The organism is Pseudomonas cucumis (assembly GCF_030687935.1).
Lineage (GTDB): Bacteria > Pseudomonadota > Gammaproteobacteria > Pseudomonadales > Pseudomonadaceae > Aquipseudomonas > Aquipseudomonas cucumis.
In genome coordinates, this window is record NZ_CP117454.1 from 3,041,614 (window position 1) to 3,056,849 (window position 15,236).

At 58.1% G+C, this 15,236-nt stretch carries 9 protein-coding genes; 7 read left to right on the top strand and 2 right to left on the bottom strand.

From position 1 onward, the window contains the following. Window positions 1-62 precede the first annotated feature (62 nt). Window positions 63-1,082 carry a substrate-binding domain-containing protein gene (locus PSH97_RS13850; protein WP_305449792.1) on the top strand — a complete coding sequence of 340 codons (1,020 nt, stop codon included), beginning with the start codon at window positions 63-65 and terminating at the stop codon, window positions 1,080-1,082. Continuing rightward, window positions 1,070-4,090, top strand: a complete 3,021-nt coding sequence (locus tag PSH97_RS13855) for an EAL domain-containing protein (RefSeq protein ID WP_305449673.1) — start codon at window positions 1,070-1,072, stop codon at window positions 4,088-4,090. The genes PSH97_RS13850 and PSH97_RS13855 overlap by 13 nt, the downstream gene beginning before the upstream one ends. Before the next feature lie 33 nt (window positions 4,091-4,123). Here PSH97_RS13855 and PSH97_RS13860 read toward each other — a convergent pair whose 3' ends face one another. Next, window positions 4,124-5,041, bottom strand: coding sequence for a LysR family transcriptional regulator (locus tag PSH97_RS13860; protein WP_305449674.1), 918 nt, complete (start codon window positions 5,039-5,041; stop codon window positions 4,124-4,126). Between the two features lie 268 nt (window positions 5,042-5,309). Between PSH97_RS13860 and PSH97_RS13865 the strand changes: the two genes are divergently transcribed. The 4 genes from PSH97_RS13865 to pgm all read left to right on the top strand — a co-directional run bounded on the left by PSH97_RS13865 (window position 5,310) and on the right by pgm (window position 11,624). Continuing rightward, window positions 5,310-6,335, top strand: a complete 1,026-nt coding sequence (locus PSH97_RS13865; protein ID WP_305449675.1) for a zinc-dependent alcohol dehydrogenase family protein — start codon at window positions 5,310-5,312, stop codon at window positions 6,333-6,335. 573 nt (window positions 6,336-6,908) lie between these two features. Beyond that, window positions 6,909-8,399, top strand: a complete 1,491-nt coding sequence (locus PSH97_RS13870) for a hypothetical protein (RefSeq protein WP_305449793.1) — start codon at window positions 6,909-6,911, stop codon at window positions 8,397-8,399. A gap of 67 nt (window positions 8,400-8,466) precedes the next feature. Further along, window positions 8,467-9,867 carry an aminotransferase-like domain-containing protein gene (locus PSH97_RS13875; protein ID WP_305449676.1) on the top strand — a complete coding sequence of 467 codons (1,401 nt, stop codon included), beginning with the start codon at window positions 8,467-8,469 and terminating at the stop codon, window positions 9,865-9,867. A gap of 110 nt (window positions 9,868-9,977) precedes the next feature. Further along, the gene (gene pgm, locus PSH97_RS13880) at window positions 9,978-11,624 is read left to right on the top strand and encodes a phosphoglucomutase (alpha-D-glucose-1,6-bisphosphate-dependent) (RefSeq protein ID WP_305449677.1); all 1,647 of its coding nucleotides are present in this window, start codon (window positions 9,978-9,980) and stop codon (window positions 11,622-11,624) included. A 124-nt stretch (window positions 11,625-11,748) separates the two neighbouring features. Here pgm and PSH97_RS13885 read toward each other — a convergent pair whose 3' ends face one another. Then, on the bottom strand, window positions 11,749-12,444 hold the full coding sequence (locus PSH97_RS13885) for a pirin family protein (protein WP_305449678.1): 696 nt from the start codon (window positions 12,442-12,444) through the stop codon (window positions 11,749-11,751). Window positions 12,445-12,723: 279 nt separating this feature from the next. Here PSH97_RS13885 and PSH97_RS13890 point away from each other — a divergent pair, with 279 nt between their 5' ends. Beyond that, window positions 12,724-15,198 carry a UvrD-helicase domain-containing protein gene (locus tag PSH97_RS13890; protein ID WP_305449679.1) on the top strand — a complete coding sequence of 825 codons (2,475 nt, stop codon included), beginning with the start codon at window positions 12,724-12,726 and terminating at the stop codon, window positions 15,196-15,198. The last annotated feature ends 38 nt before the right edge of the window (window positions 15,199-15,236 follow it).

Below are 15,236 nucleotides of genomic sequence, written 5' to 3' on the forward strand. Positions count from 1 at the left end.
TTACGGTTTTCTGTCTTTTCACGGCAACTCCCGGATACGCTGTCGAAAACACCACGGTTACGGTGATTCAAGCGCAGGAAATCGTTTCCAGGGCCACCCTTGAAGCCGTTCGCTGGAGCGGCCCTGAATCTGGCCCGCGAGCCCTGCGGGGCAAGAGCATCGCCCTTGTCGCAGAAGATTTGCGTAACGGAGGCATCGTGGGTGTCGCGCAGGGCGTTCGTGAGGCCGCCAAGGCGATGGGCTGGACGCTGAAGATATTCGATGGCGCCGGATCATCGGCCGGGCGCGCAAAGGCCTTTTCCGATGCCCTCGCAGCGAAACCTGACGGCCTCATTCTGTGCGGCTCCGATGCCCTTGAGAACAATGCGGCGCTGATCCTCTTCGCCAACAGGGATGTGCCGGTGGTTGGCTGGCACGCCGGGGCACGCCCCGGGCCGATTGACGGCACGCCGGTGGCCATGAACGTCACGACCGACCCGCTCGAAGTGGCTCGCCTCACGGCCATGGCGGCAGTGGCACAGTCAAACGGACGCGCCGGCGTGGTCATACTGACCGACTCCAAGTACAGCATCGCCATGGCGAAAGCCAAGGCCATGGAAAACGTCATTCGGGCCTGTCGGGAATGTACGTTGCTGGAAGTGCGCGATGTCGCGATCTCCGAAAGTGGTGAGAAGATGCCGGCGATCACCGAGGAGCTGCTTCAGCGCTATGGCAAGCGCTGGACCCATACGCTGGCCATCAACGATATCTATTTCGACTACTCGATTGCCTCATTGACCAGCGCCGCAATACCCAGTGACGGCATCAGTCTGTTGTCTGCCGGTGATGGCAGCGCTTCGGCTTTCTTGCGCATACAGGCAAAAACCTACCAGACCGTTACCGTGGCCGAGCCGCTCAACCTGCATGGCTGGCAAGTGATGGATGAATTGAACCGGCTGTTTGCAGGTCAGCCGGTGAGCGGCTTCGTAGCGCCGATTCACTTGGTCAATGCCGACAATATTGCCTTCGACGGCGGGAAGAAACTCCAGTACGACCCTGACAATGGCTATCGAGACATCTATCGCCACCAATGGAACCCCTGACATTGGACGTTACTTCCCGGCTCGGACGCCGGCTATTGCCGCAATCGCTACGCGCACAGTTCACACTGGCGTTTCTGACGCTGGCACTGCTGATCCTGGCGGGTGGTGCTACTGCGGTCTATGCATTGCGCACGTCAAACAGCGCCACCCGCCAGCTGACGGATGAACGACTGGTCCGCATGCAAGATGGGCAAGACATGCTGCAGCGGACCTTGCTGATCGAACGCCAGACCGATCAGCTTCTGACAACCCGCTCGCCCGACACCCTGCGTTCAAGCTATGCAGCGACCGTCCAAGAGCTCGAAGCCCTTGATCAACTGGTGCAGCAGTTGACTGCCGCGAACAGTGGTGTGGCGATACTCGACATGCATCAGTCGAGTCAGATGTTCCGCAATACCGCCAACATCGTTGCGCAGCTGCGAGAAAGCCTGCTGCAAACCGAGGTCACCTTTGAGCAAACCCTGGAGGATCACACCGCCCGGTTAACCGCGACCCAAACCCGGGCCAGCCTGGAACTGGCGGTGTTACTTTTCGATCTGCCGCAGGCTATTGACAGTGATGCCGTGCAACGGCTGCGGGTCCGATATGAGCGCCTGTCACACACCGCAGGCAAGTTACCCGACGCTGATGTGCCGACACCCGATCTCTTCTCTTTGCGCCTGAGGCTCATCAATCAGCACCACGTCATACAGCGCTTCAATGAGGAACTGAAGAATGAGGCCGGGGTTCTGGTCGCGGTGGCCCGTGCGCAATCCAGTGCTTACACCGAAGACTATCGCGAAGCTGTGCAGCGCCTGGTCGAGGCGTCAAATCGTAGCCAGCAATGGGTGCTGATCATGTTGGGCGCAAGCCTGGTGTTCGCCTGGTTTGTGACCCGGGTCTTCATGGGCCGTCATGTGCTCGTGCGCCTGAATGAAATAAGCCGGCAATTGCGTCAGGAACACACCGACAAAACGCATTTGTTGATGGCGGAGCATGGGAAGGACGAGATCGGCAGCATGGCCCGCGCAGTGAATCAATTCCTCAAAGACCGACTTCAGCTGGAAAAAAGAACGGTCCAATTGAGTATCGCCACAGAGCGGCTCGCCCTGCAAAACAACCGATTAGAACAAGAAGCCATCGTCCGTGCCGGACAAGGTCATGTCTTGGAGCTGATCGCCAGAAGCACTGAGCTTGCAGAGGTCCTCGAGAGCCTGGCTCACCTGGTCGAGTCCCAACTGGAGGGGATGATGGTGTCCATCCTGGTGCTGGATGAGGATGGCAAGCACCTGCTGCACGGGGCTGCCCCCAGTTTGCCGAAGGCCTATAACCAGCTCATTGACGGGACTGCGATCGGTCCGAGTGTCGGTTCATGCGGCACCGCGGTGTATCGACGAGAGCCGGTCATCGTCACGGATATCGAGCTGGATCCGCTGTGGGAGGAGTACCGATCAGCTGCTGCGTCCTATGGATTTCGCGCCTGCTGGTCGACGCCGATTCTGTCCCATGAGCGAAAGGTATTGGGTACGTTCGCCTTGTATTCCAACACCGTCCGCAGCCCCAGCTCGACCGAGACGCGACTGATCGACATGGCGACACCTCTTGCCGGCATTGCGATAGAACGCCAACTGACCGAAAAACGCATTCGCTATATGGGCGACCATGACGCATTGACCGGGCTGCCGAATCGCACACTGCTCGAAGACCGTCTCAAGCAGGCAATGCTTTATGCTCAGCGCTACAGCCGGCTGGTGACGGTGGTGTTTCTCGATCTGGACAAATTCAAACTGGTGAATGACAGCCTTGGACACAGTGCTGGAGACGAACTGCTGAAAACCGTCGCCCAGCGCATGCAGGAGTGTGTACGCCGCACCGACACCGTTGTGCGACTGGGTGGCGACGAGTTTGTGATCATCCTGTTCGACCAGCCCTCAGACATCGACGGTGTTACGCCAGCCCTGCATAAAATCCAGGAGGCCATCCTGCGGCCGATTCAGCTCAGCGGACATACACTCCACGTCACCTGCAGCATGGGGTTGGCCACTTACCCGGCGGACGGCAGCGATACCGACACGTTGCTCAGCAATGCGGACGCCGCCATGTACCGGGCCAAGGAGCTGGGTCGCAACAGTTACCAGTTCTATACGAGCGAGATGAATAACAAGGATCAGGGCAAGCTCGCCATGCAAGACGGGCTTCGAAACGCACTCAACCATGACGAGTTCCTGCTGCTGTACCAGCCACAGGTGGATTTGCAGTCAGGTCAGATTATCGGCGTAGAGGCACTGATTCGCTGGCAGCATCCCGAGTTCGGCATGGTGTCTCCAATCAAATTCATTCCCCAGGCCGAAGAGACCGGGTTGATCGTGCCCATCGGCGACTGGGTGATTCATACCGCGTGCAGACAGAACAAGGCCTGGCAGGATGCGGGCTGGCCGCCGATCACCATGTCGGTGAATATTTCAGCACGCCAGTTCATCGAAAGGGACCTGATCGACCGGGTGAGGCATGCCTTGCAAGAAACCGGACTGGAACCGAGGTACCTTGAGCTGGAGCTGACCGAAAGTCTGATCATGCAAGACCTTCAGCAAGCCATCAGCAAAATGAAGGAACTGCAATCAATGGGGATCAGTCTCTCGATCGACGATTTCGGTACCGGTTACTCCAGCCTCGCAGCATTGAAAAGCTTCCCGATCGCGAGACTCAAGATCGACCAGTCTTTCGTGCGCGATCTGCCCGACAACGAGAACGACAAAGCCATCGCCACCGCAGTGATTTCGTTGGGGCACAAACTGAACCTCAAGGTCATTGCCGAAGGTGTCGAAACCGAAGAGCAGCAAACCTTCCTGCGTGAAAACGGTTGCGATGAAATGCAGGGCCACTTTTTCAGCCGCGCGGTCAGTGCAGAGGAAATCAGTCTGTTACTGCGTACGCCCCGGTTGCCTCAACCGAGCCGCATGGCGAGCCCTGACTCGCTAATGCGAAAACGCGTTGTAAAACGCCCAAGCAGTCCAGTACCCGGGCGCTAATGGCTCAGCGTACGGTAAAACGCTCGGCGTGCCTTATGTCAGGCTATCGGGGTCCCCGAAAAACATCTGAATCCGTGACCTTAACCAACGCTCCCCCGGGTCATTATCTTGCGACCCGCGCCAAGCCATGTGCAATTCAAAGCTGCGCACCGGCAACGGCGGGTCCTCGGCCCGAACACCACCGGCCGCGGTCAACGCTTCGGCGGTGTAATCAGGGACGGTGGCCACGATATCGGTGCCACTGATCAGTGTGCTCAACCCATTGAACTGCGGCACTGCCAGCACCACATGCCGTTTGCGCCCCAGTTTTTCCAGCTCTTCATCTATAAAGCCGCTCAGGTCGCCGGCGAACGAAACCAGAGCGTGGGGGCGGGCGCAGAAATCATCCAGACTCAACGGCCCTGGCACCGTATCGGCGCGCAACAATTTCGGCATGCTGCGGCGCAGTACTTTGCGCTTGGCGTTGGCCGGCAAGTCGGCGGTGTAGCTGACGCCGATGGAGATCTCGCCCGAGGCCAGCAGGTTCGGCATCAGGATGTAGTTGGCCCGACGCACCACCAGCACGATCCCCGGCGATTCAGCGCGCAACCGTTTGAGCAGCATTGGCAGCAGCGCAAATTCAACATCATCGGACAAGCCGATGCGGAACACCGCGGTGCTGGTCGCCGGGTCGAATTCCGCCGCACGACTGACCGCGGTGGAAATCGAATCCAGGGCCGGCGAGAGCAGGGCGAAGATTTCCACCGCCCGAGCGGAAGGCTCCATGCTGCGGCCGGTGCGTACAAACAGCGGGTCATCGAACAGCCCGCGCAGGCGCGAGAGCGCCGCACTGATGGCCGGCTGGCCGAGGAACAATTTTTCCGCGGCGCGGGTCACGCTGCGTTCGTGCATCAGTGTTTCGAAAACGATCAACAGGTTCAGGTCGACACGACGCAGGTCATTACGATTCATCTGGAGTCCTGGCAGATTCAGCAAACTTGACGTGAGCGGCCATATGAGAACAATGGCCGGCATGAATCTTACGGGCAAAGGCTGGTACTCTGCACAGGGTAATTCAGTTTTTCCTGAAAGGCGCTTCGGTTTTTTACGGCATTTGATGATGTCGCCGTCGCTGCGGAATCAATGACAGGCATGTCGACTATTAATAGCCACTGATGGTCTTGGGTAGAAAGCCCAGATAGAGTTCAAGGCATTAGAGGTTACTTTGACGAGGTTTGCGATGTCCCGCACGATCCGTTTTCACAAGTTTGGTCCAGCCGAGGTGCTCAAATGCGAAGAGCATGCGGCCGCTCTGCCTGCGCCGGGCGAAGTGCAGGTGCGCGTCGAAGCGATAGGCATCAGCTGGTACGACATTCTCTGGCGCCAGAACCTGGCCTCGTCCCATGCTCGTCTGCCTTCAGGCCTTGGTCATGAAATGGCTGGCGTGGTCACGATGGTCGGCGAAGGCGTCGATGATCTGGCTGTTGGTGACAAGGTCGCCAGCTTCCCGGCAGAGAGCCCCAACGACTACCCGGTTTACGGCGAACAGATCGTTCTGCCGCGCTCGGCGCTGACCCGCTACCCGGACGTACTCAGCCCGATTGAAGCCAGCGTTCATTACACGCCACTGTTGATCGCCTATTTTGCCTACGCCGATCTGGCGCGAGTCAAACCCGGACAATTTGCCTTGGTGACCGACGCCAGTCACTGCGCCGGGCCGTCATTCGTGCAATTGGGCAAAGCCCTTGGTGTGCGAGTGATTGCTGCGACCAAAACCGCGGATGAGCGTGAGTACCTGTTGTCCCTGGGTGCCGAGAAGGTCATCGTCACCGAAGAACAGGATCTGCTGATGCAAATCAACAAGATCACCGATAACCGCGGCGTCGATGTGGTGTTCGATGGCTTGGGCGGGCCGCAGATGTCGCTGCTCGGCGATGTGCTCGCACCTCGCGGTAGCCTGGTGCTCTATGGCTTGCAAGGGGGTAATCAGACGCCATTCCCGGCCTGCGCGGCATTCCAGAAGAACATTCAGTTCTTCGTGCATTGCATCGGTAATTTCACCGGCAAGCCGGAACTGGGCATCATCCAGGATCAGGCCGCACTGCAACGTGCCCTGCGCGACATCAATCAGATGACTGCGGACCGTGTGCTGTTGCCGCTCAAGACCCGGGTCTTCCCTTTTTCCGAGTTTGTCGAAGCCCACCGCTATATGGACGAATGTCCATGTCGCGAACGGGTAGCCCTTCAGGTCGAACCTGCTGCCTGAGCCCTTATGCAAGACCCTCAGTAAGAGTCCGTCCAGGCACGGACTCTTTCTCCCAACACCTCCCAAATGAGACACCCATCGATCCCGCGGTGGGTCGGTTCAGCAACTGAACCGGTTTTTGCTCTCCATCTGTATCTTCTAATCATCATATAAGCCCTGATAATTGAATGATTACTTTCATCTCAAGGAAAGAGTCGTGATCGGGTATCAGGCTGAAACTTCTCAATGCGCGCCGGCAATATATGCTCAACAAATAGTGCAGCGTCGCTCAGTTGTCATACATTTATTGGCAATTTCTTTCCTTATTTCTTGTACTCAGTGTCTGTGGGACGCTGTCGGAAATTTCCTAGGAAAGCACATGGGAGCGCAAGGTCCCCAGTCTGGCTGGCTTCGCGGCGGCCTCGGCTTCGTTGGGGTATGCCCAGTGTTCAATTATTTCAAATAATTGCATAAGACTTAAGTGCTAGCATTTGAACAGTAATCCCGGCACCCATTCATGACAGGTAATTGTCGCGCAACTGCATGCTCGCTGTTTGCGCGGTATCAAACTTATGAGTTACAGGTAAATAAATGATGACCGCTACCCATGATCAGGCAATGAACTATGTTTACCAGCAAATGCTGCAGCGTTTGTTGGGTTTTTTCTCCCGCGCCGAGCGTACGGCATTGCAGTTGATGATTCAGCGCTTGGTGGTGTCCGCGGGAGGTATTGAGCGTATCGGCGATTACAAGGTGCTGACGATCCAGTCCGGGTCCCGCGACAGTTGCTACGCACTGGCGCTGCTGCGCGCGGCGCAACTGAGTATTGCCAGTCGGGCACCGGCAACGTTTCAACTGCGAGTGGCGACCTTGCGCTTGAACGGTGTGGCCTCCACATCCCTGGAAAACATCCATCACAGTTGTAGTGCGCTGTTTCTCTACGACGACCCCCGAGTCGAAGTGTTGATGGTCGATAATCGGGAAGTCCTGCCGTTCAACCATCTGGCGCCGATCTCTGAAGCCGGTCGCGAGTCGAACCGGCTCAATCTGCTGATGGTCGGGCACCGCCGTACCTGGGACGGGCCGCTTGATCTGTGGGATGACGGGTACCTGGCAACCGGCGAATTTTATGGACAGATTGCCCGCTGGGACCAAGGTGTCGATGCATTGATCAGCAGCGATACGCCCCGTCGGCAGAAGCAGTTTCTCGTGGGATTGAACCGTGCAGCGGCCAAGGCCGGGCTCAAGGCAGCGGACCATCATGAGGCGGGGTACGAGGGCCTGTTCGCGCGGCTCGATGAATTGGGCAGCGATTGCTACCGCGCGTTTTATCCTGAGTCTGCCCAAGCGGCATGGCGTCCCGCCGATCGCTTTGAAGCTTGTCGCCGCACAACTTTCATTGATATTCACGACATGCTGGTCAGCAATCTGGAAGAGCGCTGGCCACTGCTCACCGATTTCCTAGGGGTTCAACCTGACGAGTTGTCGGCTCAGCTCAGTGATAACGACTACGTCAGCTTGTCGATATCCGCGCATCTTCGTGGCTTGCAAGCGTGCTTTGTCCACGGTCGCACCTACGAGACGGGCGTCAGCGAGTTCCTGCAGCGGTCGCTGGTGATGATGCGTCGTAAACAGCTTCCAGAGCGTTTTTGCGAACAGGCAATGGAGACATTCGGCAACCCGATGACAATGACCGACCAGCGCGCGTTGGCGACGGCCGAGGCACAAAAGAACCTCGGTTTGAGCGAGGCTCAACTGGTGTGTCTGCTGTTCGCCCCTTTTGTCGATAGCGGCGCGGCGCTGGAGCATTTTCTTCGTCGGTGCCATCCGGGCATGCTCGTGGCGTTGCCCGACTTGCACCGGGCGATGCAGGGCGGCCCGGCGCCCGAGCAGGTTCTGCAGTGGATGGTCGATGTCAGCGGGTTGCCTGTAAGTCTGATCGGTACGCTTTACCGCATGGGGCCGGTGGTTCGGGATGAGGGCAGGGGGCTCGGCATGGAAAGCGGCGAAGTGGGTGCGCAAGCTGAAGTCGTGGAACCTGACAGTGAAACGACTGTGGCTGGCGAATGGTCGACGGGCCGGTGAAAGTGCCAGGTCTGACGGATTCAGCAAGGATGCGTCACGACGTTCGTAGCCTGTTCGGCCGTTACCCATGAAAGGACCGCGAGATACCGATTTTGCGTACCAGGCGGTGTACCGTTACCTGACTAACCTGATCAATGAACCGGGCAGTGACGTGCAAGTGCGCCTGCCATCATTGCGACAGTTGGCGCACCGCCTGAGTGTGTCGATCTCGACCATTCAGTACGCCTATTCGCTTTTGGAGAAGGAAGGGCGCGTCTATTCGGTGGCCAAGTCCGGCTACTACGCCGTCCCCGTATCCTCAATAGGCATGCCCGGCCGCGGCAAGGACCTGCTCGAAACGGTTTATGTCAACGCCAGACGTCCCGGTATGCTGGTGCTGAGCGCCGATGAACCGGCGTTATTACAACCGCTGGATAGCCCGTTGCTGTTGCTGGAGAGAGAATTGCTGCGCCAGTACCCACGCCAGCCACAACCGTCTTCGCAACCCTGCGGCGAACTGGAGCTGCGCACAGCCCTGGCGGCGCGTTACACCACTTCGCCGACACGTTGCTGGCATGCTGATGATGTTTATATCGGTGCAGATCTGCGGGGAGTCCTGGAAATATTAATCGCCGCTCTTGGCCTCAAAGACGCTGTGGTGGTGGTCGAATCACCGTGCGACTGGGTCATTCTGCGTCTGCTCCAGGATGCGGACGTGCGGGTGATCGAGCTGTCGTTGCAAGCCGATGGTGGTCTGGATCTGGAGCAGTTGAAGGAACTGCTTGAGACCGAGCCGGTGCGACTGGTGATGCTTTCATCGGGACTGAACATGCCACGAGGCAGTGTGGCACCTGACAGCAACAGGCAATCCGCCGCACAGCTGCTGCTACGACATGGCAGTTGGGTACTGGAAAACGATTGCTATGGCGAGCTTGAGTTCGAGTCGAACGGCCTGCGATTTCGTGATCTGCTGGACCCGGATCGGCTGATCGTGTTTTCCACATTCGAGAAATTCATCGGGTCGGAGGCGCCCTTCGGCTATCTACTGTCGCGACAATTGCGTGCCAGATTGCAGCGGCACTTTTTGCTGCGCGCTTTCCGTCTGTCGTTGATTCGTCAGAAAGCCATTGCACGGTTGTACAGCAACGGACGCATTGATCAACACCTGCTGGTGTTGCGTCGACTGCTCAAGGAACGCATGGTGCAGATGACCCAGTTGCTTGAAGAGCGTCTGCCCGATGCGCTGCACTTCGTTGAACCCCGGGGCGGGGCGACGATCTGGATTCGCTCATTGCGCCAGGTCAATGTGCATCGAGTGTTCGAGCGTTTGCTCAAGCAGCATGTGGTGATTGCGCCGGGAGAATTGTTTAGCTTGCAGGGCCTGCACGGTCAGCACTTGCGCCTGAGTCACACCTTCGGTGGTCACCACGACCTCGCCGACGCATTGGGACTGTTGGGGGATGCCTTGCGCCTGGAATCGATCGACTGAGCCGAGGTGCCAATCCTTCCCGGAACCTGACAATCGATAACATCGCGCCAGGGGCAAACTGTCAGTAAACTGCGTTCTATTCCCGAACCACTCTTTCTCAGAGGTTTTGCATGACACTCAGTCCTTTTGCGGGCAAACCGGCACCGGCAGAACTGTTGGTAGACATCCCGCGACTGGTAACGGCCTATTACACCGGCCAGCCCGATGCAGCCATTTCTACCCAGCGCGTCGCCTTCGGCACGTCCGGACACCGAGGTAGCTCGTTCGACCTGAGTTTCAACGAATGGCACGTTCTGGCCATCAGTCAGGCAATCTGCCTGTACCGCGAAGCCCAGGGCATCGACGGTCCGCTGTTCGTCGGGATCGACACCCACGCGCTGTCCACGCCAGCCGGTGCCAGCGCCCTGGAAGTCCTGGCGGCGAACGGCGTGACAGTGATGATTGCCGAAGGCGACGAGTACACCCCGACGCCGGCCATTTCCCACGCGATTCTTTGCTACAACCGTGGGCGCACCTCGGGCCTGGCGGACGGCATCGTCATCACGCCGTCTCACAACCCGCCACAAAGCGGTGGCTACAAGTACAACCCTACCAACGGCGGCCCGGCCGATACCCACATCACCAAGTGGATCGAGGCCAAGGCCAATGAGTTGCTGGCGGCCAAACTCGTCGGGGTCAAGCGCATCAGCTACGAGCAAGCGTTGAAGGCCAGCACCACTCATCGTCACGATTACCTCAATACCTATGTTGCTGACCTGATCAACGTGATCGACTTCGATGCCATCCGCGATGCGAAGCTGCGTCTGGGTGTCGATCCGCTGGGCGGAGCAGGGGTGCGCTACTGGTCGGCGATTGCCGAGCACTACCGCCTGGACCTGGAGGTGGTGAATAAAGAAGTTGATGCGACATTCCGTTTCATGACCGTCGACTGGGACGGGCAGATCCGTATGGACCCATCGTCCAGCCACGCCATGCAAGGCCTGATCGGTCTGAAAGAGCGTTTCGACGTGGCCTTTGCCTGTGACCCGGATCACGACCGTCATGGCATCGTGACCCCATCCGGTGGTTTGCTTGCACCCAACAACTACCTCGCGGTAACGATCGATTACCTGTTCCAGAACCGTCCACAGTGGCGCGCCGATGCGGCCGTGGGCAAAACCGTGGTCAGCAGCGGCTTGATCGATCGTGTTGCCAAGCGTCTGGGCCGTCGTCTGTACGAAGTACCGGTCGGCTTCAAATGGTTTGCGGATGGTCTGTTCGACGGTTCCCTCGGTTTTGGCGGTGAAGAAAGTGCCGGCGCCTCGTTCCTGCGCAAGGACGGCAGTGTCTGGTGTACCGACAAAGACGGCTTGATTCCGGCTTTGCTGGCCGCCGAAATGACTGCTCGCACGGGCCGTGATCCAAGTCAGGCCTATCGCGCGCTGACTGATGAGCTGGGCGAACCTTTCTCGGTACGGGTCGATGCCAAGGCGAACCCTGAGCAGAAAGCGCTGCTGAGCAAATTGTCGCCAGACCAGGTCACCTCGACTCAACTGGCGGGCGAAGCGATCCAGAGCATCCTTAGCCATGCACCGGGTAACGACCAGGCTATTGGCGGTCTGAAAGTCATGACCGAGAACGGTTGGTTCGCGGCGCGTCCGTCGGGTACTGAGGATATCTACAAGATCTACGCGGAAAGCTTTGTCAGTGACGATCACCTGAAGCAGTTGGTGGCGGAAGCTCAGACCTTGGTGGATGGCGCGATTTCTGCGAAGTGATTGAGGGCCCCATCGCGGGCAAGCCCGCTCCCACCAGGATTGCGCTAAACCTGTGGGAGCGGGCTTGCCCGCGATGGCGTCAGTACAGTCACTACATTTAAGAAAAAATCCCGCATTTAACGCATCAAGCCACATCCACCAACACAATCTCACTGTCCTCAATCGCGGTCACGCGCAACACCTGCTCATCGGCAATCGCGACACCGTCTCGAGCTTGTGCACGCAAGCCATTGACTTCAATGACACCAGTGGCCGGAACCAGGTAAGCACGGCGGCCGCTGTCCAGATGATACTCCGCGGATTCACCGGCCTTCAGGTTCGCCGCCACCAGACGCGCATCGGCTCGAATGTGCAGGCTTTGATCATCGCCAACCTTGCCGCTGGCCAGGGTCACGAATCCTTCGCGCTCGCCTTTGGGGAACGGCTTGGCGCCCCACGACGGTGCCGAACCGACTTCGTTGGGAATGATCCAGATCTGAAAGATCCGGGTCTCGGTCGCTTCCAGGTTGTATTCGCTGTGAGCGATCCCGGTGCCGGCGCTCATGACCTGTACATCGCCCGCTTCGGTGCGGCCCTTGTTACCGAGGTTGTCTTGGTGGGTAATCGCGCCTTCACGAACGTAGGTGATGATTTCCATGTCCCGGTGCGGGTGTTGCGGGAAGCCGGTACCAGGGGCAATCACATCATCGTTCCACACCCGCAGGTTGCCCCAGTTCATGCGTTTGGGGTCGTGGTATTCGGCGAACGAAAAGTGGTGATGGGCATCCAACCAGCCATGATGCGCGCCGCCGAGCGAGTTGAAGGGTCTGAGTTCAAGCATGATCGTCTCCTGAAAAGGTTCGTCATGGGGCAGAACGCCTGAGCCACAAACGAGAACCGGTGGTTGATGGCGAGCATCATCTATCAGGCAATCATCGATAAAAAGCGTAAAAAATGCCTCAATACAATCGAATTAGTTGATATCAAATAACCTCGAAACATTCTCATCCAGCCTTCAGTTCATCGCATAAGCCAATGACCTGTAAGCATTTCACTAGAACTCAACGGCAAATGCAGACACCATAGCCCTCAACAGCCTCACACCCTGGAGTCCGTCAGCGTGCCGCAACACACCCCCGATCTTCCCCCCGAACTTCGTCCCTTGGCCGAGATGCCTTTGTTCAAGCGCTTGGCCGCCCGGTTCTTTGGCCATGGCCTTACCCGTCTGCGCGCGCAACACCGTGCGTCCTGGCTGCACGGGCAAGCCGACGGTTTTCGCAGCGGCCACAGCGCCGGTGTGGAGTACGGCTATAAGGAAGGCAAGCTCGAGGGGCTGGAAGAAGGTCGGCAGGTTCTGTTGATTCGCGACTCGCGCTCAACCGAGCATCGACCGCCCAACGTCGATGACAATCTGTTCGACGATTGGCGGCTGCCATTGAGTGCTGAGCTGAAGAAGCGCATGAAGGCCGACGTGGCGCGACTGCTGTCAGCGCATGCCCAGCCAAGCGCTGCCCAGTGGAAGATGATTTTTAGTGACACACCGTCGACCTCGGTGATCGCCGGGGCGGGCGCGGGCAAGTCGACTACCCTGGTGTTGCGAATTCTGCTGCTCAGCCATTACTTGGGGTTTGAGCTGAGCTCGATGACCGTGGTGACTTTCACCCGCGAATCGCGCAAGGACTTCATCAACAAGCTGATCGAGTTGTTTGCAATATGGGGCCGGGGAATCAGCCTTAAAGAAGCGCGCGACCTGGTGCGCACTTTCCATTCGCGCATCCTGCCGATGGTTCGCAGCCTGCCGGGTTTCGAGCGGCTGCAAGCTTTCGAAAACCTCAGTCACCGCGTGCAAGGCGGCGATGAGGAGATCGACAGCAACCCCTTTGACCTGCGCATCAACGACGCCCAGCGCCAGCAACTCAATGCCTGTTATCACAGCCTGCACAATCGCGATGAGCGCTTTCGCGAACTGATCAAACCTCTGTCTCGCCATGCCTTGCAGCTCAAGGAGCTGGAGCGTGATCACCCGGACGTGCAGAAGCGCATGGCGGTGACTGAACTCGCCGCCAAGCGTGATGAAGAACTGTGCGACACAATCGAAGACTTGTGGTTTCGCGCCGGTGCCTGGCCGATCAAGGGCATCGAACCGAATCGTCAAACCTTCGACATCAACGGCTCGACCTTTCATTGCCACGGCTACATTCCGACGCTCGACGCCTGGGTGGTGCTGGGTTTCGATCCCCGTGAAAATCCCCAGGTCAGCCGTCCGAATGCCAAGCTTTCGGTGCGCGCAGAATGGGCGGTAAAGCGCACGTTGTTTCAAGCTTTCTGTCGTAAGCCTTTGATATGGCTGGATAGTTATGAGTCTTCAAAGCGTGTTTTGGCATCGCTTGCCGGAGACGCCAGCGCCGGACCGGGCTTCGATTACAAGGTCAAGGGCGAGCTCGGCTCCGCGCCGTTGCTGGACTGTTTTGTCGCGGCGGCCGGGTTTATTGAAAACCTCGGCCTGGATGTGCCGAATGCCGTAGGCCAGATGAGCTTCGCCAAGGATGACCCGGACCGGTTTTTCTTTGAGGCCTTAAGCCTGTTCTGGCGAGCGCTGGAAGATCATCTGCTGGATCAATCGCCACCGGTAATGACCTACAATCGGATGTTCGCCTTGTTCAGTGAGCATTCGCCGGAGAATCTCAAGCTGCTGAGCGATGAGCTGCTCAGGCCGATGTCGCACTTGATGATCGACGAGTTTCAGGACGTGTCGCCGCAGATCGTTTCGTGGATTCGCGCCAGCCTGGCGGAGATCCGCAGTCGCGGACCGGCCATGCATGTGGGGCGCGGGGCGCAACGTTCGTCATTGCTTTGCGTCGGCGATGACTGGCAGTCCATCTATGGCTGGCGCGGCAGTTCGCCGACTTACTTTATGGAGTTCAACAAGGAATTCCCGTCGCCGACCACGACCAAAGTGATGCTCTGCGACAATTACCGCAGCCATCAGCACATCATCGACGCGGCGGAGCACATTGTCCGCGCGGCACCGGCGATCGCCGGCAAGAAGGCCAAGGCCAGCGGTGAGCCCAAGGCGTTGCTGCCGGTGAATGTTCTCGATCGGGATGACCAAGGCATGGCCCAGCGCCTGATCGAACACTATAGAAAGGGCGATTCAATCTTGATGCTTTATCGAAAAAGCAGCGATAAGTCATTGATTGAAGAGCATATTCAATCTGTAGTTAATGTGGATTCTAGCTTGTCGTACGACGCTCGGCGGCTCAAACAACTGACCTATCACAGCGCCAAGGGCCTGCAGGCTGATGCGGTATTTTTGCTGGGCGATTGCCAGCATCTGACCAGTTCACCCTACAAGAACCAGGTCTATCGCATGGCCCGGCTCGGCAAGCCTGGGGACAGCGAAGCTTACGACAGCGCACAGAAAGACGAGATATTGCGGCTGGCTTACGTGGGCATCACCCGGGCAGTCAGCCATTGCTACTGGTATGTCGATGGCCAGGATACCTCGGCTGCGAATATGCCCAAGGCCTCCGACCGGATCGGCAAGGGCAAGGCGTTCTTCGCGGATCACCGTCAGGGAAAAGTGCCGGCCTGATCCTGAAGCTGTTCACTGAGAATCTTGAGTCAGAAAAA